General features: G+C 40.9%; 17 protein-coding genes and 1 pseudogene. 11 read left to right on the top strand and 7 right to left on the bottom strand.

Translation table 11 applies throughout. From position 1 onward, the window contains the following. Positions 1-316 precede the first annotated feature (316 nt). A complete protein-coding gene (locus tag AC6IZ0_RS07550) occupies positions 317-1,528 on the top strand; it encodes an ATP-binding protein (protein WP_497725655.1) in 1,212 nt (403 codons plus the stop codon). A gap of 96 nt (positions 1,529-1,624) precedes the next feature. On the opposite strand, the gene AC6IZ0_RS07545 is transcribed toward AC6IZ0_RS07550, so the two are convergent. Then, the gene (locus tag AC6IZ0_RS07545) at positions 1,625-2,302 is read right to left on the bottom strand and encodes a DUF305 domain-containing protein (protein WP_497725654.1); all 678 of its coding nucleotides are present in this window, start codon (positions 2,300-2,302) and stop codon (positions 1,625-1,627) included. A gap of 121 nt (positions 2,303-2,423) precedes the next feature. Between AC6IZ0_RS07545 and AC6IZ0_RS07540 the strand changes: the two genes are divergently transcribed. Together AC6IZ0_RS07540 and AC6IZ0_RS07535 are read left to right on the top strand one after the other, a co-directional pair. After that, positions 2,424-3,545, top strand: a complete 1,122-nt coding sequence (locus tag AC6IZ0_RS07540; RefSeq protein ID WP_497725653.1) for an HhoA/HhoB/HtrA family serine endopeptidase — start codon at positions 2,424-2,426, stop codon at positions 3,543-3,545. 111 nt (positions 3,546-3,656) lie between these two features. Continuing rightward, positions 3,657-4,694 (top strand): site-2 protease family protein, encoded by a 1,038-nt coding sequence (locus AC6IZ0_RS07535; RefSeq protein ID WP_497725652.1) that lies wholly within the window; start codon positions 3,657-3,659, stop codon positions 4,692-4,694. A 132-nt stretch (positions 4,695-4,826) separates the two neighbouring features. On the opposite strand, the gene AC6IZ0_RS07530 is transcribed toward AC6IZ0_RS07535, so the two are convergent. After that, entirely contained in the window at positions 4,827-5,216 is a 390-nt protein-coding gene (locus AC6IZ0_RS07530; protein ID WP_497725651.1) for a hypothetical protein, read from the bottom strand. 567 nt (positions 5,217-5,783) lie between these two features. Between AC6IZ0_RS07530 and AC6IZ0_RS07525 the strand changes: the two genes are divergently transcribed. The 6 genes and pseudogenes from AC6IZ0_RS07525 (at position 5,784) to AC6IZ0_RS07500 (ending at position 12,445) form a co-directional block, all read left to right on the top strand. Further along, positions 5,784-6,134, top strand: coding sequence for a phage holin family protein (locus AC6IZ0_RS07525; protein ID WP_497725650.1), 351 nt, complete (start codon positions 5,784-5,786; stop codon positions 6,132-6,134). A gap of 50 nt (positions 6,135-6,184) precedes the next feature. Further along, positions 6,185-6,973 (top strand): superoxide dismutase, encoded by a 789-nt coding sequence (locus AC6IZ0_RS07520; RefSeq protein ID WP_497725649.1) that lies wholly within the window; start codon positions 6,185-6,187, stop codon positions 6,971-6,973. Positions 6,974-7,024: 51 nt separating this feature from the next. Beyond that, complete coding sequence (locus AC6IZ0_RS07515) at positions 7,025-7,366, top strand: hypothetical protein (RefSeq protein WP_497725648.1); 342 nt, start codon at positions 7,025-7,027, stop codon at positions 7,364-7,366. Further along, complete coding sequence (locus tag AC6IZ0_RS07510) at positions 7,297-7,608, top strand: hypothetical protein (protein WP_497725647.1); 312 nt, start codon at positions 7,297-7,299, stop codon at positions 7,606-7,608. Before AC6IZ0_RS07515 ends, AC6IZ0_RS07510 begins: the two co-directional genes overlap by 70 nt. Before the next feature lie 186 nt (positions 7,609-7,794). Beyond that, positions 7,795-11,345, top strand: a pseudogene (nifJ, locus tag AC6IZ0_RS07505) (pyruvate:ferredoxin (flavodoxin) oxidoreductase). Positions 11,346-11,413: 68 nt separating this feature from the next. Continuing rightward, on the top strand, positions 11,414-12,445 hold the full coding sequence (locus tag AC6IZ0_RS07500; RefSeq protein ID WP_497725646.1) for a dihydroorotate dehydrogenase-like protein: 1,032 nt from the start codon (positions 11,414-11,416) through the stop codon (positions 12,443-12,445). Positions 12,446-12,499: 54 nt separating this feature from the next. On the opposite strand, the gene AC6IZ0_RS07495 is transcribed toward AC6IZ0_RS07500, so the two are convergent. Together AC6IZ0_RS07495 and AC6IZ0_RS07490 are read right to left on the bottom strand one after the other, a co-directional pair. Then, entirely contained in the window at positions 12,500-15,736 is a 3,237-nt protein-coding gene (locus tag AC6IZ0_RS07495) for a type ISP restriction/modification enzyme (protein ID WP_497725645.1), read from the bottom strand. A 171-nt stretch (positions 15,737-15,907) separates the two neighbouring features. Next, positions 15,908-16,036: a hypothetical protein gene (locus AC6IZ0_RS07490; RefSeq protein WP_271730904.1), complete on the bottom strand. Its 129-nt coding sequence runs from the start codon at positions 16,034-16,036 to the stop codon at positions 15,908-15,910. A gap of 80 nt (positions 16,037-16,116) precedes the next feature. Here AC6IZ0_RS07490 and AC6IZ0_RS07485 point away from each other — a divergent pair, with 80 nt between their 5' ends. Continuing rightward, on the top strand, positions 16,117-16,434 hold the full coding sequence (locus AC6IZ0_RS07485; protein ID WP_280791583.1) for a UPF0175 family protein: 318 nt from the start codon (positions 16,117-16,119) through the stop codon (positions 16,432-16,434). Beyond that, complete coding sequence (gene vapC / locus AC6IZ0_RS07480) at positions 16,427-16,846, top strand: type II toxin-antitoxin system tRNA(fMet)-specific endonuclease VapC (protein ID WP_497725643.1); 420 nt, start codon at positions 16,427-16,429, stop codon at positions 16,844-16,846. The genes AC6IZ0_RS07485 and vapC overlap by 8 nt, the downstream gene beginning before the upstream one ends. Positions 16,847-17,093: 247 nt before the next feature. On the opposite strand, the gene AC6IZ0_RS07475 is transcribed toward vapC, so the two are convergent. From AC6IZ0_RS07475 to AC6IZ0_RS07465, 3 genes are read right to left on the bottom strand one after another with little or no spacing between them, the layout of a single operon-like run. Then, positions 17,094-17,273: a hypothetical protein gene (locus tag AC6IZ0_RS07475; RefSeq protein ID WP_497725642.1), complete on the bottom strand. Its 180-nt coding sequence runs from the start codon at positions 17,271-17,273 to the stop codon at positions 17,094-17,096. Positions 17,274-17,323: 50 nt separating this feature from the next. Beyond that, positions 17,324-19,567, bottom strand: coding sequence for a helicase-related protein (locus tag AC6IZ0_RS07470; protein WP_497725640.1), 2,244 nt, complete (start codon positions 19,565-19,567; stop codon positions 17,324-17,326). Next, a complete protein-coding gene (locus tag AC6IZ0_RS07465) occupies positions 19,554-21,347 on the bottom strand; it encodes an IPT/TIG domain-containing protein (protein WP_497725639.1) in 1,794 nt (597 codons plus the stop codon). Before AC6IZ0_RS07465 ends, AC6IZ0_RS07470 begins: the two co-directional genes overlap by 14 nt. Between the last annotated feature and the right edge of the window lie 247 nt (positions 21,348-21,594).

Here is a 21,594-nt window from a genome sequence, read left to right as displayed (position 1 = left end):
CACCACTGAGACTCAAACCCTTGTCCTGAGCAATGATCAATATTCTAGCATTTTGTGACCGAATAAATTCGGTTGTTAACTGATATCCTCCCCGGAGAAACACGGGGGCTTTACGGAGAGTGTCTCCTCAGGTGTAACACTGAACAAAATAATCAGGAATTACTGGGATTGCCAAACCAGACTATTTTAGTAATTATTTTCATATTGTTGTCGGAAAAATGAAATTTATTACAGAAGCTAATGTTAGTATAATTTTTTGAACTCTGTTAGGAGTTATTAATCAAAGCAATACAATCCTGGAAGATGATTAAGAAGTATGTCAACAAAATTTTTTGGTGTTTCGGATATTCACAAAGCGATAGTACTTTGTCCCTTGATCCTGAGTGCTGAAACATCGGTAATTGCAGCCGTCAAGTTAATGTGTCAGGTTTGTGACACGTATAATCTCACCTCATCATTGGTGAATGATAGAGAAAACCCCACTTGTGTGCTGGTAGTGGAAAATCAAAAATTAGTTGGGATATTCACGCACAAGGATCTGATTAGATGTATAGCCATGGGGGTGAATCTGGAGCAAGCAACCCTAACTGAGGTGATGAATCAGCATCCAGTGACTCTAGAAAAATCACAATTTACAAATATTTTTATAGCTCTGAATTTGTTACATCAATACAAAACTGACAATCTAGCTATTGTTGATGAACAGAATGAGGTTGTGGGTTTAGTAACAGTGAGTTCCTGTGAATCTGTCTATGAAAATTCCCAATCTTTTATAGAGTCCATAGATTCAGAAGAATTACCCTTAGTGGTTCCAGCTATCAAGAAAACCTTAGAGCGAGAAAGAGAACTGAGTGAATTGAAGTCGCGTTTTATAGCTATGAGTTCCCATGAGTTTCGCACCCCTTTATCTGTAATTGCTTCCTCCGCCGGTATTTTAAAAGATTTTGGTGATCAACTCGACGAGGAGAGAAAGAAAAAACATTTAGATTTTATTCTAAATTATGTGAAATATACAACAGAAATATTAGATAATATTTTATTAATTAATCAAGGGGAAAATAGCCATTTAGAATTTAAACCTGCTCCTTTAGATTTAGTTAGTTTTTGTCAGGAATTAGGGGAAGAGATGCAATTAAGTGCGCCACATCATAATATTGTCTTTGCTACTACTGCTGAATCTGGCGTAATTGGGAATTTAGATAAAAAACTACTCAGGCGAATTTTAATCAATTTGCTGGCTAATGCCATCAAATATTCACCTGATAGAACTACAGTGGAGTTTAACCTCAAGATTAGCAAGTCAAATGTAAGTTTTACTGTTCAAGACCAAGGTATTGGTATTCCTGAAGCAGACCAAGTTAAATTGTTTGAATGTTTTCACCGCGCCACCAATGTAGGTAATCTTCACGGGATGGGTTTAGGGTTATCCATCGTGAGCAAATGTATTGAACTACACACAGGTTCAATTGCTGTGAAGAGTGAGGTGGGGATGGGGACTACTTTTATTGTCACGATTCCCTTGAGGTAAGACCGAGGGTAATTATGGCTGTGCACCAAACTATCCCGGGTGGGATAGTTGAGTATGTTGGTTTTGATGAACGCAGAGGGTCGCGGAGGCTGAGTATTACATATCCGATTTATACCAAGCTTGTCGCCACTGTTTCATTTGATTGATTTCTGTTGCTTGGGCTTTGATAATTTCTTGGGACAATTCCCGCATTTCTGGGCGCTGAGACTTCTGTAAAGCATCTTGGGCCATGACTACAGCACCTTCGTGGTGGGGAATCATCCCATTGATAAAACGCAAATCAAATTTATCATCAGCAACACCCAAGTCCATGGTCATCATCATGGCTTGCTTTTGTGCTGCTGTCATCTGCATCATGTGACCCATTTGAGCATGATAAGCCATGGGTTGATCACCGGCCTGAGGATACCAAGCTGTGCGCCACTGCTGCATTTGAGCAATTTCTTGCTTTTGGGCGGTAATGATTTCCTCTGCTAGCTGTTTGATTTCAGGACGTTGTGATTTTTCCTGTGCTTCCTGAGCCATATCTATAGCTCCTTGATGGTGTAAAATCATGCCATCAATGAAGCGTAAATCATAATTAGCATCCCCTGGACCTAAATCCATAGCATGATCTATCTGACTGTGGTGATTACTGGTTTCACTTGCGGTGGTATTGAGGTTGGGGTTTTCGGATGTGGTTGTGGAACAAGCTGTCAAAACTCCCGCAGTAAAGGATGTAAACACTACAAAGCTCCAAGCTAAAAATTTATTTCTCAAAGATAAGATTTGCATGGTTGATTCTTCACAAGGCATGATCTCGATTATATTTTGATCTGTCTAATTAACCAGGCTCTGGGTCCTGAGTAAAATAGGAGGTGATTGGGTATTCATTCCCCAGTCCTCAAGCATATAAATGAAAGGACTTCTCCAGCGAGCAGTTTTTTGCTTAGTTTTATTGGTTACTGGATGTATCCCTACTAGAGATGTCAGGAATGCTCAAGCACCAATCGCAGGAAATACATTAGTACAATCCACGGTTAATAGTGATATAAATTACATCTCTCGGGTTGTCCAAGAGGTAGGTCCTGCAGTGGTGCGCATTGACTCTACCCGCACTGTGGAAATAGCCCCAGACCCGATTTTAGAAAGGTTTTTCCGGGGAGAATTACCCACTAGGGAAGAAGTACAACAGGGTCTCGGCTCAGGATTTATTACTACTGCGGATGGGCTAATTTTTACTAATGCCCATGTGGTAGCAAATGCCGATAATGTCACAGTTATATTGAAGGATGGCCGCCGTTTTCAAGGGGAGGTGGTGGGGGCTGATTCAGTAACTGATGTTGCTGTTGTCAAAATTGCAGCCACGAATTTACCGACGGTGAAGCTGGGTAATTCGGATAATTTAATACCAGGAGAATGGGCGATCGCCATTGGTAATCCTTTAGGGTTAGATAATACAGTCACCCAAGGAATTATCAGCGCTACACAGCGTTCTGTAGCAGCTCTGGGTGTACCTGCAGAACGAGTGGACTTTATCCAAACTGACGCGGCCATTAATCCGGGTAACTCTGGCGGTCCCCTGCTGAATGCTCAAGGAGAAGTAATTGGGATGAACACCGCTATCATCCAGGGAGCCCAAGGGTTAGGTTTCGCCATTCCCATCAACACTGCTCAACGCATTGCAGAACAATTAATCGCCACGGGAAAAGTATCTCACCCCTACATCGGTATTCAAATGGCTCAGTTAAACCCTGAGTTACGTGAGAAAATCAATCAAAGTGATGCGGGGATGAGAATTACTCAGGATAGCGGTGTAATTATTCTGGGAGTCGTTGGTAACTCCCCTGCTTTTCGCGCTGGTTTGCGTCCCGGTGACATTATTGAAAGTATCAATAATATAGGTATTCAAGATATCAAGCAAGTACAACAACAAGTAGAAACCACCAACATCGGTAATACCATGGTGATCACCATCAACCGCGATGGGAGTAGACAGAACATCACAGTCAAACCAGAAGCTTTACCTACACAATAGCAACAGTCAAAAGATAGATTTTACCTCTCTACCATTTGTCAGAAGCAAAATAAATTACCTTGGTCTATAGTTGCGGTGGTGAAAATGGGACTTTCTTAATTAAAAATTATTATGGAAGGTTTTCGTCTTGGTTCTATTTTCGGATTTGAAATCCGAGTTGATTTGTCTTGGTTGATAATTTTCTTTCTCGTCCTGTGGACTTTAAGCGCTGGGATATTCCCCACCAACTATCCCGGATTTGATAGTAGTACCTATTTTGGTATGGGTATAGTAGCAACGCTGCTGTTTTTCGCGTCCCTGCTAGCACATGAGCTTTCTCACTCCTTCGTGGCCAGAGCCAAGGGAATTCCCGTAGAAGGTATCACCCTATTTATTTTTGGTGGAGTTTCCCGGACTCGTATGGATGCACAAACCCCCGGTGATGAGTTCCAAATAGCTGGGGTGGGTCCGGTTGTCAGTCTGCTGCTAGCTGCTGTTTTTGGTTTGATTTGGTATGTGGGGAAAAATACCGGTTTGAGTGTGGTATTTACCGGTGTTTTTGCTTACCTAGCGGTAATTAATCTGGCTCTAGCTATCTTCAATATGTTACCGGGCTTTCCCTTAGATGGCGGTCGCGTTTTTCGTTCTCTTCTTTGGAAGTATACGGGTAATCTCAAAAAAGCCACAAAAATCGCCTCTAACGGGGGAAAATGGCTGAGTTATCTGTTAATTGTCTTCGGTGTTTTAGAGATGTTTGCTGGGGCGATTTTGGGGGGACTGTGGCTAATTCTCATCGGTTGGTTCTTGTACAACGCCGCCGAAACTAGCTATGAGGAACTTTTGCTGCGCACCAGTTTACAAGGGGTAAGGGCCCAGGAAATTATGACTCCTCACCCAGAAACTGTTAGTCCTGACATGAAACTTCAGGAGTTAGTAGATAGATATTTTCTCAGTCGTCGCTATCATTCTTTTCCAGTTACACAGAACGGACATGCTGTAGGTATTATTACTTTAAATCAGGTGAAGGATGTCCCCAGGGAAGAATGGCAATATTGTACTGTCAAAGATACAATGATACCCACGGAAAACGGTGTTACTGCTTGTCCAGAAGAACAGATGTCTCAAGTATTGCAAAAAATGCAAGATTCAGGGGTTGCCGTGTACTGGTGATTCACAATGACTTACTTAAAGGTATCATTACAGCCAATGATTTAGCTTACTGGTTACAGCGACAACGAGATTTAGGTGAGCTTACCTAATGATTGACTAAAAATTAAAATTAAGCATTTAATAAGCATAAAATTATTTAAAGAGGCTATTTGGTGAAAATTTGCCATTTTTGGGTGAATATTCCGAGCAATCTTTTGCTTCTTCAGTCATGACAATAGAAGGTTTTACAGCACATTTGAGATAATGGTTATTTGAATAAAACCGACAGTTCTTACAGGGAACCTTATGTATACCATTGAGGGTAAAAACCATCTTATTGTCTAAAACAGTGCGGATTTTTTGTAATATGAGGAAAAACATCACCCAACTGAATAGCAAAGCTATGGGAGATAAACTTAAAGCTACATCTGGGATATTTATACCATCTGGTTGCATTTGCTCTTGTTTAACTTCAGTTTGAGTTACTTGAGAAATATTTCTATTTTCTCCCATTTCCTGCGGGGTAATTACTTCAACAGACATATTTTTTATCCTCAGCTATCTACAATATGTTGTTTTTGATACACTCTGAATTTTGAATCTCAGCATAACCCTAGGTTTTCATCGGCGGTTAATGATTGATTTATGATAATTTCGCCAAAACTCTAATTAACAAGTCAGGGTAAGTTTACCGCTGGTTCAGTTTGACAATTCCCAGAAAATTTTTGCAGGTGGATGGGAAATAAACAATCTAGAAGCTACAGAGTATAATTGATGCGGTAATATTCATTTTTTATAGTCTAGATAAAATCTGTTCTTGAAAATGCGCTGATATTATTAACTTACATTAAGATGCAAAATCCTCAATCTAGTTTATGGTTTAATTATATATTTAGCAGAATAAAATTTACCCTATATCTGCCGATAGTTTTGTTTATAATTTTTAGTTATATATCCAAAGTAATATATTAATACATCGGTTTAATAAGGACTGATTTTATGATAGAATTTACCAAAAGACCACTGTTAATCAAACTAGATTAATGACAAGATAGGAAGATAAAATATGATTCATGTTAGCCATTAATTAAATATAGTGAGGAATCATAAATGTTAGACATTATTCTGGCTTGGTTAGTAACTACAATTAGCTTTTTAATCATTTCTCGACTACCTATAGGTATTGAAATCGATAGTTTGGGTAAAGCAGCAATTTCTGCAGCAGTTTTCGGCATATTGAATGCAATTTTACTACCGATTCTAGCATTTTTTACGTTCCCTGTTATTCTTCTGAGTTTTGGGTTGTTTTTCTTCATCTTGAATGCAATTATTTTTTCTCTGGCTGCTGCTTTGGTTCCGGGATTTACTCTGAGATGGGGTTTTTGGAGTGCATTAATCGGCTCGATCGCCTTGGCGATTGTTAATTCTATCCTCCTAGCTATTGTCAGAACCTGGAGTTAAAAAAAGTCCACTTTTTCAGAATACAAAAAATCATGGTGGTGTGAATGTTTATGTCTAAATTTTTTGTCAAAAAAATTGTCTTGCTAGTGACAGCGATGCTGATGGGGATAGTGCTACTTTCTTATCAAGCATTACCCATAGCTGCATCACAATCTTCTGGACAAACCGCTATTGGTGCTATATTTCCCCCCGTCGCTTCTCCTGATGGAGAACTCAGCGCAGGACCTGCAAAGTTACCACCATTACCCTATGATTATGCAGCACTGGGAAAAGCTATTGATGCGGAAACGATGAAGCTACATCATGACGGACATCATGCTAGTTATGTGAATAATCTCAATGATGCTCTCAAGGAACAGCCAGATTTACAGAAAAAGAGCGTTGAGGCTTTGCTGCGGGATTTAAATAGTGTCCCTGAAAATATCCGCACCAAGGTTCGCAATAATGCTGGTGGACATCTGAATCACACAATTTTTTGGCAAATTATGACCCCTGAAGGTGGTGGAGAACCTACAGGGGAAATTGCGACAGAAATTAACCAAACTTTTGGGGGTTTTGATCAGTTTAAACAACGGTTTAATCAAGCTGGAAGCGATCGCTTTGGTAGTGGTTGGGTCTGGTTGGTGCGTAACTCAACGGGTGAATTGCAAATCGTCACTACACCTAATCAAGATAACCCGATTATGAATGGTGCATACCCAATTATGGGTAATGATGTCTGGGAACACGCCTATTATTTGAGGTATCGCAACCGCCGCGGTGAGTATTTAAATAATTGGTGGGGTGTGGTCAATTGGTCGGAAGTTAACAGGCGATCGCAGGTTTCATTACAGTTTTAAACGCAAAGGGTCGCTAAGGGAACGCAAAGGGTCGCAAAGTTTTTTGGGGGTATGTTAAGTCGTATATCTCTATTTTTTCTGGGAATACTCGCTTTTGTCTTTGTAGTTTTGATTGCTTCTCCGGCTACTATTATACCCCCCTGTGACCCTGTGGAACCGGTTACTGTTTATGTGGTTGATTTGGGTTTACATTCTAGATTGGTTTTACCTGATCGTGATCAGGGATTAATTCAATATGCTTACGGTGATTGGCGTTATTTTGCTTTGAATCAGCAAGGTTTGGGTAGTGGTGTTAGGGCGCTGCTCATTCCTACTGGGGAACTTTGGGACGGAGAAGATATGCGAATTTTTCTGGGTTACAGCAGTCTGTCGGTTCTGATACTACTATCCTGAGTTTTGCAGTTGCTAGGGGTCGGGTTACTGCTCTCAACCAGTTTTTAGATCAACGCTTTCAGGACAATATTCACACGGCGATTTTTAACCCCCAAAATCACATGATTTTTGTCCAAGACGACCTAGACTATACTTTGTGTCACAACAGTAATCATGAGTTGGTTGTGTGGCTAAAAAGGTTAAATTGTCGTGTTGAGGGTTTTGTTCTGTTGGCTGATTTTCAATTGCAAGTCTCTCACTGATTATACACCTTAACAATTCATTCTCTTATCCTGCTGAAATAGATGATAACTTTCGACACCTAGGAATGTGTAAATAAATATTTCAATTATCGGAGTATCAATTATTCGCAAGTTGAGGGAACTAATATGTAAATAGATTTACCTTCATCATGATTAGCGCGGATAAGTTTTTACGGGTGCATGAACATGAATAAGAGAAGTTTTGCAACCATAGACGCCAATCAGGCTGTAGCTCAAGTGGTTTATCGACTGAATGAGGTTATTGTTATTTATCCTATTACTCCTTCTTCGCCTATGGCTGAGTGGGCGGATGCTTGGGCCAGTGAGGCTCAGAATAATATTTGGGGTACTGTTCCCACTGTGGTGGAGATGCAGAGTGAGGGGGGTGTTGCAGGTGCTTTACATGGGTCTTTACAAACGGGTTCACTGACAACTACTTTTACAGCTTCTCATGGATTATTGCTGATGATCCCGAATATGTATAAAATTGCTGGGGAACTGACACCGACGGTTTTTCATATAGCAGCGCGATCGCTCGCTGCACAAGCCCTCTCTATTTTCGGTGATCATAGTGATGTCATGGCAGCACGGGGTACGGGTTTTGCCATGTTATGCGCCGCTTCGGTGCAAGAAGCACAGGATTTCGCCTTGATATCAACTAGGACAACCCTAGAATCACGGATACCATTTATACATTTTTTTGATGGCTTTCGTACTTCCCACGAAATTAACAAAGTAGAAACTTTAACTGAAGATAACCTAGGGGAATTTATCCCCGATCAGTTAGTATTCGCCCACCGTTCACGGGCCTTACCCCCGACCAACCAGTTCTGCGGGGAACAGCACAAAATCCTGATGTCTACTTCCAAGCTAGGGAAACTGTCAATCCTTATTATTTAGCTTGTCCAGACATCACCCAAAAGGTCATGGATGAATTTGCAGCTATGACGGGACGACAGTACCAACTGTTTGAATACTACGGTCACCCCGGGGCGGAACGGGTGATGGTGCTTATGGGTTCCGGTTGCGAGGCGGTACATGAAACGGTAGATTATCTCAAGTCCCATGGTGAAAAGGTGGGGGTTGTCAAGGTCAGACTATATCGCCCCTTTGATGCTGTGCGCTTTGTGGCTAGTTTACCCAAAACTACCCGCAGCATTGCCGTACTTGACCGCACTAAGGAACCAGGCGCATCTGGTGAACCATTATATTTAGATGTGGTGGCTGCAATTCATGAAGTATGGGAAACAGGGGAAAAACTTCAAGTTGTGGGGGGTCGTTATGGTTTATCTTCTAAAGAATTCACCCCAGCTATGATTAAAGCGGTCTTTGACCACTTGGCTGCAACTCAACTGAAAAATCATTTCACCATCGGTATTGAGGATGATGTCACCCACACCAGCTTAAGTTATGACCCTGATTTTAACATTGAATCCCACCAGATTATTAGAGCTATTTTTTATGGTTTAGGTGCTGATGGTACTGTGGGGGCAAATAAAAACTCTATCAAAATTATTGGGGAAGAAACTAACAACTACGCTCAAGGTTATTTTGTCTACGACTCTAAAAAATCAGGCTCGGTGACAGTTTCTCACCTGCGCTTTGGTTCCCAATTGATTCGCTCTACCTATTTAATTACTCAAGCTAATTTTATCGGCTGTCATCAATGGGAATTTTTGTCAAAGTTCCCCATTCTGAAGGACATTATACCAGGTGGGACATTATTAATCAACTCCCCCTATGACAAAGATCAAGTTTGGCATCATCTACCAGCATCAGTACAAGAGGAAATTATTCACAAGGGGCTGAGAGTTTATGTCATTAATGCCTATAAGGTGGCTCGTCAAGCTGGGATGGCGGGGAGAATTAACACGGTAATGCAGGTATGTTTCTTTGCTTTGTCGGGGGTGTTACCCAGAGCAGAAGCCATAGAAGAAATTAAAAAATCTATCCGCAAGAGTTACGGCCAAAAAGGCCAGGAAATTGTACAGATGAATATCAGGGCGGTGGATACCACATTAGAAAATTTGTGGGAGGTAGAAATAGGGTCAGAAGTGACCGGGGAGCAGTTTTCCCGATCACCAATTCCCGATACTGCGCCGGCGTTTGTCCGTGATGTCTTAGGTAAAATGATCTGTCGTCAAGGGGATGAACTCCCGGTGAGTGCTTTACCCGCTGATGGTACTTATCCCACAGGGACTGCGAAATGGGAAAAGCGTAACATTGCTCAGGAAATACCCGTTTGGGATACAGATGTTTGTATTCAATGTGGTAAGTGTGTGATGGTGTGTCCTCACAGTGTGATTCGTAGTCAGGTTTACGAAGCCCAGCAGTTAGAAAATGCACCCCTAACCTTTAAGAGTGCCAATGCTAAAGACCATGATTGGCAAGGTTTAAAGTATACTATCCAAGTAGCGCCGGAAGATTGTACTGGTTGCGGTATTTGCGTAGATGTTTGTCCGGCTAAGGATAAATCAGAACCACGGCGTAAAGCCATTAATATGGCACCACAGTTACCATTGCGGCAGCAAGAACGGGAAAATTGGGATTTCTTTTTAAGTATTCCCCACCCTGATAGAAGTAAGTTGAAGTTGACCCATATTAACCAACAGCAAATGCAAGAACCATTATTTGAGTTTTCTGGGGCTTGCGCTGGTTGTGGGGAAACACCTTATATTAAGTTAGCCACACAGTTATTTGGCGATCGCATGATTGTTGCTAACGCCACGGGTTGTTCTTCAATATATGGGGGTAATTTACCCACCACACCTTGGACACACAATAGCGCCGGACGTGGGCCAGCTTGGTCAAATTCCCTATTTGAAGATAACGCGGAATTTGGCTTAGGTTTTCGGATTTCCATCGATAAAAAAGCCGAATTTGCCGCCCAATTGCTGCAACAACTAGCAACAGATCTAGGTGAAGAACTAGCACAGGGTATTTTAAATGCGCCACAAAAAGATGAAGCTGATATTTGGGAACAACGAGAGCGAGTAGAATTACTCAAACAACGGTTAGAGCAAATCCCGAATAATCAAGCCAGCCAGCATCTTAAATCTCTAGCTGATTACTTAGTCAAAAAGAGTGTATGGATTATTGGCGGTGATGGTTGGGGTTATGATATCGGCTACGGAGGATTAGACCACGTTTTAGCCAGTGGACACAACGTTAATATTCTGATTCTGGATACTGAGGTCTACTCGAATACAGGCGGACAAATGTCTAAAGCCACGCCCAAAGCAGCTGTAGCTAAATTTGCCGCTGGAGGTAAAGCCGCACCTAAAAAAGACCTGGGCTTAATCGCAATGACCTACGGTAATGTTTATATTGCTAGTGTCGCCATGGGCGCACGTGATGAACACACCCTAAAAGCATTTCTGGAAGCGGAAGCTTATCAAGGGCCATCCCTAATTATCGCCTACAGCCATTGTATTGCCCACGGCATCAATATGACCACAGCCATGCAGAATCAAAAGGCGGCTGTAGATTCAGGTCAATGGCTACTATATAGATTTCATCCAGACCGCATCAAGGAAGGACAAAACCCATTACAACTGGATTCCCGCACGCCTAAGTTACCACTAGAGGAATATATGTATCTAGAAAACCGCTTTAAAATGTTAACCAAAAGGGACAGCCAAGCAGCACTGCAATTACTCAAAGAAGCTCAAGCTGATGTCAAAACCCGTTGGGAAACCTATCGATATTTGGCTGCTAGAGATTATACCCAGAGGTGAGTACAAGATTATCCGCGTTTCTCTGTGGTTAATTACCCCTGAGAACATTAACAACAGGAGTAATGAGTATGGACTTAACAACAACATATATGGGGATAAAATTGAGGTCCCCTCTTGTTCCCTCCGCATCTCCCCTGTCGGAAGACATTGATAATATCCAGCGTATGGAAACAGCAGGTGCTGCTGCGGTAGTAATGCATTCATTATTTGAGGAACAATTGCGCCTAGAAAGTCATGAACTCCACGATCATCTCACCCAAGGTACAGAAAGTTTTTCGGAAGCTCTAACCTACTTACCTGATTCCATTAACTTCCGGGTAGGACCAGAAACTTATTTAGAGCATATCCGCAAAGCTAAAGAAAGGGTGAGTATCCCCATTATTGCTAGTCTCAATGGCTCATCCCTGGGTGGATGGACAAACTACGCCAAGCAAATTCAGCAAGCGGGAGCGGACGCGCTGGAGTTAAATATTTACTATGTTCCTACTGATATGGAACTCACTAGTAATGAAATTGAACAGACCTATATTAATATTCTCGATGCGGTCAAAGCAGTAGTTACTATCCCCGTAGCAGTCAAACTCAGTCCTTATTTTACTAATATGGCAAATATGGCTCAACGTTTGGATGCTGCTGGGGCTGATGCATTAGTCTTATTCAACCGCTTTTACCAGGCGGATATTAATCTCAATCTCTTGGATGTTGAACCTAATGTATTGTTAAGTACACCCCAATCCCTGCGGTTACCCCTACGGTGGATTGCTATCCTCCATGGCCGCATTCATGCTGATTTGGCAGCCACTAGCGGTATTCACAGGGGAGAAGATGTACTAAAAATGCTCATGGCTGGGGCGAGAATTACTATGCTTTGCTCAGTCTTACTCAAGCATGGAATCGACCAGATTCGTGTGATCGAGCGGGAAATGCGCGAATGGATGGAAAAACACGAGTACGAGTCAGTACAGCAAATGCAGGGGAGTATGAGTCAACAAAATTGCCCCAATCCTAGCGCTTTTGAACGTGTCCAGTATATGCGATCGCTTGCTAGTTATAAACCTGAATGGAAAGCCAACCACGATACATCATATTACTTTGGTTGAAAACCATGATCGTAACCCCACCCCTTGACCCTTTAACCCCCTGGGGGTGGGGTTCTAAACCATAGGGAAACTAGGAATAGTCTGATCAATTAACTGCATTAATTTAATGGTTTCTTGCAGCGCCACGACTACACGCTGATAATGTAGAATATCTTCATGATTTAGGGTGCGTCCTTTGCGGTCTTTGAGCCATTTTTGACAAACTTGATAACCACCAATATAAAAGTTCCATACTTGCTCTGGTACCCCTGTGAATTTATCCCCCTTTTTATTAATCACTACCGCACCTTGAATATATTTAGGATATCCTGAATCTACTATTTGACTTCCGCCATTTTCTGTAAAATTGGTGATGAGGTTATTTAATTGGGGTGATTTCATCAGGTGTAGTGCTACTAGTTCTTGTCCATATTCTGCAAGTTGACAAAATAGCTCATTGTTGCTGGTGAGGGGGACGCGGGGGAAGTCGATTTTGAGAAATTCGGCGTAACGGGTGCGGTAGGTGGGACTGTGGAAGATGGCGTATATGTAATAAAATATGGTTTCTGGTGTGGGGAGGTAACCCAGGTTTTGTTCTATTTTCTTGAGGAAGTCTTGTGAGAAGTTGGGGCGTTTTTGTTGTTGGAGTTCTTGGGGGTTGGTTTTGTCGGGGTAAAGGTAGAGGGGGAATATATAATTAATTTCTCTTGTTTTATTTGAAACAACACAACTCTCTATGATTTGATTACCTAAATAGCACAAGTTCCAAATAGTGTTTTGAGATTGTTGACGAACAGTAACTAATCCCAAATTCTCACCTAATAACATATGTTTCATCACTTCAGGGCGAGGCATACAAAGAAAACCTCTACTTTTTCCTGTATAATAAGTATACTTAACATCAAAAGGTCTATATAAAATAGGGGTTATATTATCTTGATTAATCTTACTATTTTGAATATCTTCTTGAGCTAAATTAACTTTCCAATCTCTGGAATCTTTACCTAAATCATATTTTTCTCTTGCAGATTCCACATCTAGACTGATAAACTCATTAACAAGATTCCATACTTCTGCCTTTGTATCTTGAATGGTTAACTTATCTCTAGCTGTGACAATACCTACAGAATTAACAGCCATAATATCAGTAATCTTAAAATACTGCTCATACTCCCCTAACAAATCCCTATCTTGAGGAATCAATAGATAAAAAGGGGATTGGGCGTTAATTACCTGAAAATCTGTAGACTTAACCGTATTTTCCGTTAACACCTGATACTTATCTGACCTTAAACCATATAAATGAGCATGATTAATATATCTATCCTCTCCCTTAATAGCTAAAGTAATACTTACCCCTTGCTGAATATCAAAAACATTCTCATCCTTACTTCCATCTATCCCCGTCTCTTTCTTCTTACTATTCCCATGTAAATCATAAATGTAAATTTCATCAAAACTTTTAATCAAATGCTGACGCATTCCCCTAAAAGTAGGATTATCTAAGAAACCATGATTACTAATAAATCCTAATATCCCTCTTTTGCTTTCATCAATGCGCCATTGTGCAAACCTGATAAACTTGACATAATCATCCTGTAACCATTTCGGGTTTTTCTCACCCAATGGTTTACCATCTACAAAATAGTAGTCATTAACTAACTCTTTAATCCAAGGGTTATTATTTTCCGAGTGTCCCGAATAAGGAGGATTACCAATCACCACCATAATCGGTTCCTGTTTTTTAACCCTTGACCCATTCCCTGCTTCCTGTGCGATTAACTCTTCCATTTGGGGAATACCCAAATTTAACTGCTGGGTTTCCTCCCTTAACCTCACATCCTCCAAGGTATTAATTAAATAAACCCCCAACCGCACCCCACCATCAAACTTATATCCCGTCTCTTCCAAAAACAAACCCAATTTAAGATGACAAATTGCATAGGGAGCCATTAACAACTCAAAACCAAATATCCTCGGTAATAACCTTTCCTTGACGTACCCAGACCAAGACTTATCAGCTAAACCTTCCGTAAGTGCTTCTGGTGACTCCTGAAACCGTTGATAAATTAATTCACATATCCATAATAAGAATGTCCCAGTACCACAAGCAGGGTCAAGAATCATTACCTCTGGGTCTGCTAACCCCAAGGGTTTATTAAATTTCTCCTGTACCAAGATATCTACAGACCGCACCATATAAGAAACCACCGGTTCCGGTGTGTAGTACACCCCCCGACGTTCCCGCATTTGTGGTTTATATGCTGCTAAAAAGTCTTCATAGAACCGAATTACAATATCTTCCCGGTTCATCTTCATCTCAAAGTCACTGAGAATCGCTTCCATTTTAGCAGCCCGGAGGACACCAAAAATCTCTGCAATTGCCCCAATTAACTCATTACCTAAGTCTGAAGCTGTCCGCTGTGATATGTCTTCAAATAGTTTTCGTAAGAAAGGATTGGTTTCTGGTAGCTGTTCCCAAGCTGTTTTTCTGTCAAACAGGGTTTGTTGATTGCGTCCTTGTTTTCTATCCTTGACATAACCAAACACCCTGGACGTAAATAAAGCATAGGCGATGGTTTGAGCGTAGATATCAGCAAAGCTGTAATCTTTGTCGTTGTCAGAACTAAGTTTTAATGAGGGTAGTAATTCCCGTTGAAAGCTCTTAAGTAGGTTGTGTAAGTACCCGGTTTCTGATTCTTGGTGGTAAACTTCTGGGATGATTTGCTCAATTACCCGCGCTGATTTAGCTAAGAGTTGAGCTAATTCCTGAGATGTCTGAATAGGTTCATAAAATACCCACTCTACTAGGGGAACGGGGGTAGAGGTTAAATTATCAACTGCTATGGGTAATTCACTTTGAGTGAGTCGTTTTAACCTTGCGACTAACTGACTATCATCCCAGTTAAAGGTTTGGATCTGTGTTTGACGTAACCCCCCTTCTGTGGGAAGTATAAAAGCTACCGGTCCTGATGATTCAGGGCTGGGTAACAGTAGATACATGACTGGTTGGGCTTCAAAGATGCGGTTAGTATAATGACCGTAGATTTCTTGTTGCTGTGCTGGGGAGGTGAAAAACTGCTTCGCCTCGGTGTCTGTCATCCCTGTAAGCTGTGGATAAAATCCCACTGCTATGGGGGAGGTTTCCTGAGCTTCTAACTGGTTTTTACCGGGGTGTAGATACCAAAACCGTGAACCTTCTGGGTCAAGTTGTTTGAATGGATATCCTAACAGTTGCTGTAGTGCTTCAACTCGACTGTTTGGGTCTTGGTGGTTGATGAGTGGTTGCAACTGTTGTGATATAGCATTCATGGTGCTGTATGGTAGGTGTTGATACGGGAGCAATCAGGGTAAAAGATTTGATATTGATAAATTATACTATAGTTGGTTGAGTGATGTTACAATTTTTAATACTGCGTATACCCCACCTTTTACCCTGTGAGGGCTGGGTGTGGGGTCAAGAGATATTCTAGGATAATTTAGCTAGAAGTCGGGGATCTGTGGGGCGATCGCGAAGCGCTGCTGTAAGCAGATCGCCACCCAGGGGGGTTGGGGTGGGGTTCTAAATAGGGAAACAAAGAATAGGCGTTGCTGAATCCAAGTATGAATCATGCGATCGCCTGTACCAGTTGCGTAAGTCCTACTGGAAATATGCTGTACAATAAAAAACAGATTAGGGAGATTTTATAATTATGCAAATCACCATAGATTTACCAGATAATTTAACAGATAAAATTCAAAATGAATGGGTTAATTTACCACAAAAAATCATTGCCAATCTTGTCTTAGACGCTTTGCGGGAAGGTTTAATTGATTTTCAGGAAATGAAGGAGATGCTTAACTTTTTCTCTGAGGCAGAATTAAAGGAATTTTTAAAACAAAAAAATATGCTTCATACTAAAGGAATCCTCAATTTATCTGGTGCTTGTGCGGATATTGATTTTAATGTTGATGAACAAGGAATTTATGAAGATACGGATGATGATTTAATTGGCGTGTTTGATGAATAATAATTCTTTAGTTTATTTACTAGATACAAATGTTTGTATTATGTATCTCAAAGGTAGGTCATTGAGTATTAATCATCATCTCGATAATTTAGAACCTGAAAAAGTTGCGGTTTGTTCTGTGGTGAAGGCTGAGTTATTTTATGGGTCAAGGCGAAGTAATAACCCTGGAAAAGCTTTGAAGATTCAAAAATCATTTTTACAGCAGTTTGTATCTTTACCTTTTGATGATTCCTGTGCGGAAGTTTATGGACAAATTCGGGCTGATTTAGCTAAAATTGGCACTCCTATTGGTCTAAATGATTTACAAATTGCTGCTATTGCTTTGGTGAATAATTTAATATTGGTAACTCATAATGTAAGAGAGTTTGGCAGAATTGACGGGTTAAAGTTTGAAGATTGGGAAGTTAGTTAAATGGGTAAGTATCAGGGTGGCGATCGCGAGTGAGTCTTTTTAACCTTACTACTCACTGATGGTCATCCCAGTTAAAGGTTTGGATCTGTTTTTGACGTAACCCCCCTTCTGTGGGAAGTATAAAAGCTACCCGTCCTCATACCTGGGGACTAGGTAACAGTAAATACATGACAGGTTGGGCTTCAAAGATGCGGTTAGTATAATGACCGTAGATTTCCTGTTGCTGTCCATTAGTATTAATTAAATCTTATATTCTCAATAATAACGCTGACACAGAAATACTGAGACTAGTGGGTTTAATTCCTTCCAGAAGCAGTAAACTTAGGTTGTCTGTGTCTTCCACTAATTGGGTGACAAATTGATCATCATCTAAACGGGCTTTACTACCCTCTGTATAATTTATCAGCAGTTTTTGTACATCACTCATGGACTTGTGATAACTGAGTTTTCTGAGGGTATTCTTAATCAAGGTCGGGGTTAAATTTCCCTGGGGGGAATATTTCTCAAGCGGCGCTGGATTTTATTAATGCGTTCGGAGCTATTATTTAAGGTGGTTAGGTTTTCTGGCTGTTGTAGTTCGGCAATGTATTGATGTTTTAATTTTACTAGCTCTTGGTATATTGACTGGGCAGATGATAGTACACTGTTGACGGAAAAAGTATTACTAATGACTGGGGTTTTCATCGCCGAGGCGATCGCCAGACCATAACCGTCTTTTTCTCCCGTTTGGTCGTTCCAAAATAGGGTTTGCTGTTTTTCAGCAATAGGTTCACCATTGGGGCCGAAATATGCTAAACTTAAAACAGCTAATCCTGTGGGTTCATTCACCTCCCCAGTACGACGACCTATAACTATGGGGTTGGGTTGGTAGTCTTCACCTAATCTTTTTAATAGCTTACTAATTTCCTCACTGTGTAGAATCTCATTTTCTGTGTAAAAACTCAGATGAGTGGCTTGTTTTTGATAAACTTGTTCTTGGAAATTGTTCTGCTGTAATTTTCTAGCTTTAACTAAACTCTGGAGAAAGTCTACATATCCTGGTAGAATTTCATCATCAAATAAAGTATCTCCATAAATTGAATCTCGTAAACTGTTAACATGGGAGATAGTAGGGATATGGCGTTTAGTTTCTAGATCGATGAATTGAGTATCCTGGTCTACTAACTCTCCTACTAGTTTTTTATGGAGATTTGCCAGACGTGATGCTTGTCTGAGTAATTGACTTTCGCTGTTAGCATAGTAAATATAAATATGTGCAGCTTGGTGTTTTTTGGGTCTGTCAATCCTACCGATTCTCTGTTCTAAAATCATCGGGTTCCAAGGTAAATCAATATTAATTAAATAATCAGCATCTTGGAGATTTTGACCCACAGATAGGGTTTCCGAACCAATTAATACTGTAATTTTTGCTTCTGGTTGGGGGTATTCTGTGGGATTTTGACAACTAGCAACGGGAGCAAATAGTTTAAATATTTCTTGACGAGTTAAAGTTACCTCTCGTCCTTGGGGTAGTTTGGCTTGACCAGGGCTAATTTTTTGGGGTTTGTCTGCATTATTGGGGTAATATAGTTTAGGAGAACCGGTCAGCATTCCTATACCTTGGGAGGCGATCGCCTGATCTTGCGCCATATAAAGATAATAATCGATCACCGTATCGCTAAAAGTAGAAATCAGCAATACTTTATGACCCAGCTTGACCAACTCCCTCACTTTTTGTCTGACCTGTTCCTTTTTGTGGTCAATGACAAATTCAGCTTGGAGTAGAGTTTGAATTTCTTGGAGTTGTTGCAAATCGTTGTCACAATCTGCTAACATTTTGTCATAGATTTGCCTAGCTCTATCAGGCTGATTCTCTAAAGCTACCGTGTTTCTATCAATAGAACGTCTTAACTGTTGGCGCTTTTGTGGTTGTTCCTCCTGTGCTTCCTCCTCTTCCTCATACTCCTCATCCCAGGTTTCCCGTTCATCATCATCTAAATTTAACCGGTCTGTTTGACCTGTTGACTTTAAATTAAACTCGTAGTGAGTTAATAAAAATTCCTTTAATCCCGCAGCGTCCGGGGAAATAGACTGTAAACGGGATTGCATTTGTGTAATCCGTCGCCTAAAATTATTGATAGTTTGGCTCAAAGCATACATACTAGACTCAGCCCGTTGGAGAAAAAACCGGTGCTGGTTACCTAACAAGCCGCGCTGTTCCACATTACTAGTTAAATAACGAATTGGGTCAGCAAAGGGAATGTAAAGACTTGTTTCAAAATGGGTAAAAATTTGGTCTAGTGCTTCTTCCGTGGTATTTTCAAACTGTACCGGCAACCATTCGGCTATGCGTTGAGCATATACATTTAAATTGCTGCTGGAGTCTCGCAACATCTTTCTAGTCCGTTGCAGAAACAGTTCCTTGTAGATTTGGCGAAATATCTCTGTATTATCTGTGAAGTTCCTCACCCCTGTATCCCTTCTTGTAAACCAGTCGGTGACCTCAGCGGGTAAGTTTAAATCTTGGAAAGCTTCAGGACGACTAATAAAAGGTGAGAGAATATTATAAATGTCCTCGCGGCGGTTATTCCAGGGGGTAGCAGTTAAGAGCAGAAAATGACGCTGTTTACCTAACTTGCGGTCGTTGTCTTGAATTTGCAAGCAGGTTTTGTGAATGCGGTTATTATAATTGCGGATACCCTCATGGGCTTCGTCAATGATAATTAAATCAGGGACCACCATAACGATCCAAGTTTTCTAGAAAGTTACTACCCTGACGACTCATCAAGTTTTTATTGTAGGGTTCGTAATCATGGGACTCAAAACCCAACTCCTTTAACTCCCGTTTCCAGTTGGGTAAAAGTTTTTTAGCTGCAATAATTGCGATTTTAGCATCGGGGTGTTGTTGTCGATATAATCTCCCCACCGCAGCTGCTAACCGAGTTTTTCCCAAACCTACAGCATCCGCACACACAGCAACCCCAAAATCTTGCATTACCCTTAGACAGTGTTGCGCTCCTGTTTTTTGGTGTTCAAATAATATACCCTGATTTAATAATTCATCGAGTAAGTCACTACCTTGTACCCGGAACTGTTGGGGGCGTTTTTTTGCTAACCAGTAAAGAAAGTCATCCGGTGTACCATGATTACCAGCTAAAATCATTTCTATGGCTGATTTAAATCCTGGTATTTCCTCAAAATCAGGAATTACTAAAGACTGGCTAACTACAGGGGGTTTTTTAGGTGTAGTGCGATAAACTCCCCTGGGGGTTTTGACCTGGAACTGAGTTAAGGGTATGGGGGGATGGTCTGAGTTTACCTCAACTTCACCAATAATCTGTTGTGGTGACTGGTTGTGAATGTTTACCTTCACCAACTCATTCTCAGTCACTCCTATGTCGGTAACTTGGTCTAGATTTTGACCTGTAATTTCAACAGTTGTAGTTTCACCGCTGGGGAATTTATCCGGTGTGATGGACTCAATGACTGGTTTTTGTTGTTCTTGGCGGCGTTGTCTTTCTGTTAATACTTGTTGTAAAAATTCTTGACTGAGGTCAAAACTTAACTCCTGGTCTTGCCATTCTCCATCAAATTGCTGAATACTATCTAATATGGTTTCTGCGTCTAATTCATCCCAGGAGTAGAGAAAAGTCATACTTTCTGCATTTCTGGAATGTGCAGCACGGGTAAAATTATCTGAACCCTCATGTTGAATGTGGTGATCTAATTGGTCAGTGAAAATCCCCGTTTTTTTGTGGTAGAGGGCTTTTCCTGAGTCCATTTTAATTAGTCTTATTTGTAGAAATCCCAGTCTGACTAGTTCTGCTAATATTTCTGTTTCTGTAAAATCGCCTTCTGCTAAACCTTGGAGAAATTCTTCTAGGGTGCGTTGGATAAATTGGTAGCGATCGCTCTGGTTGTAGAGTTTGTCTAATTCTGCAATATCTGTTAGTTTAGTAAAACCTTGCCAATCCATTAATAACCGGATTTGTCCCTCAGTTTCCACAATAGCGGCCAATGGTTCTTGATATAGTTTTAAAACACCGCTATCAAAGTAAGCTGTGGAACGGCGGTAAATTTTAGTTCGTTGTAAAATATTAGTGAAAAATTGCCGATATTTATCTAAGTCAGGGGGGAGACTAAAGCGACGTTGACGACCGGAAACTTCTAAAAAGCTCCCTGCTAATAAAGCTGGTTCTGTGGTCACCCTTTCTTGATGTAGGAATTTTTCCAGGATAGATAGTTCACAGGTTCGCAATAGGGTGACGCTGGGTAAATCTCCCTCTTTGATGGGGATATATTCAAATACTTTAGCTGTTTTAGGGTCTATGCGTAAAAGTTTATGGGTGGCGTTTTGATTACCCATACCTAGGAATTTAATCACGTTATGTAATGGGTTATCAGCGTCCCGATGTTGGAAAACCAGCCAATATTGATGATTAATTCCTTTGATGGGATTCCCTTGGGGTAGGTAGTAGGGGCGTTGTTTGCGAATTAGTTCGGGGATAAAGTTATCTAGCATAGTGAATGATTGATTTGTGGGTTAGATGATGTTTTAAAAGGTATGATTAGTGTATCAAATATTGTTTTACCCCCACCCTCCCCATTCCCTTCACAAGGGAATGGGACTTGATTTTGTTTCTTCCGGTGTGTTCTCTAATCCCTAATCCCTAATCCCTAATCCCTAATCCCTAATCCCTGTTCCCTGTTCCCTGTTCCCTAAGATAAAAATTACCTGTGGAAAACTTATCAAACATCCTCTTAGATAT

The sequence above is a fragment of the Anabaenopsis sp. NIES-4685 genome (assembly GCF_059725405.1).
This window is presented reverse-complemented; position numbering and strand designations above follow the sequence as displayed.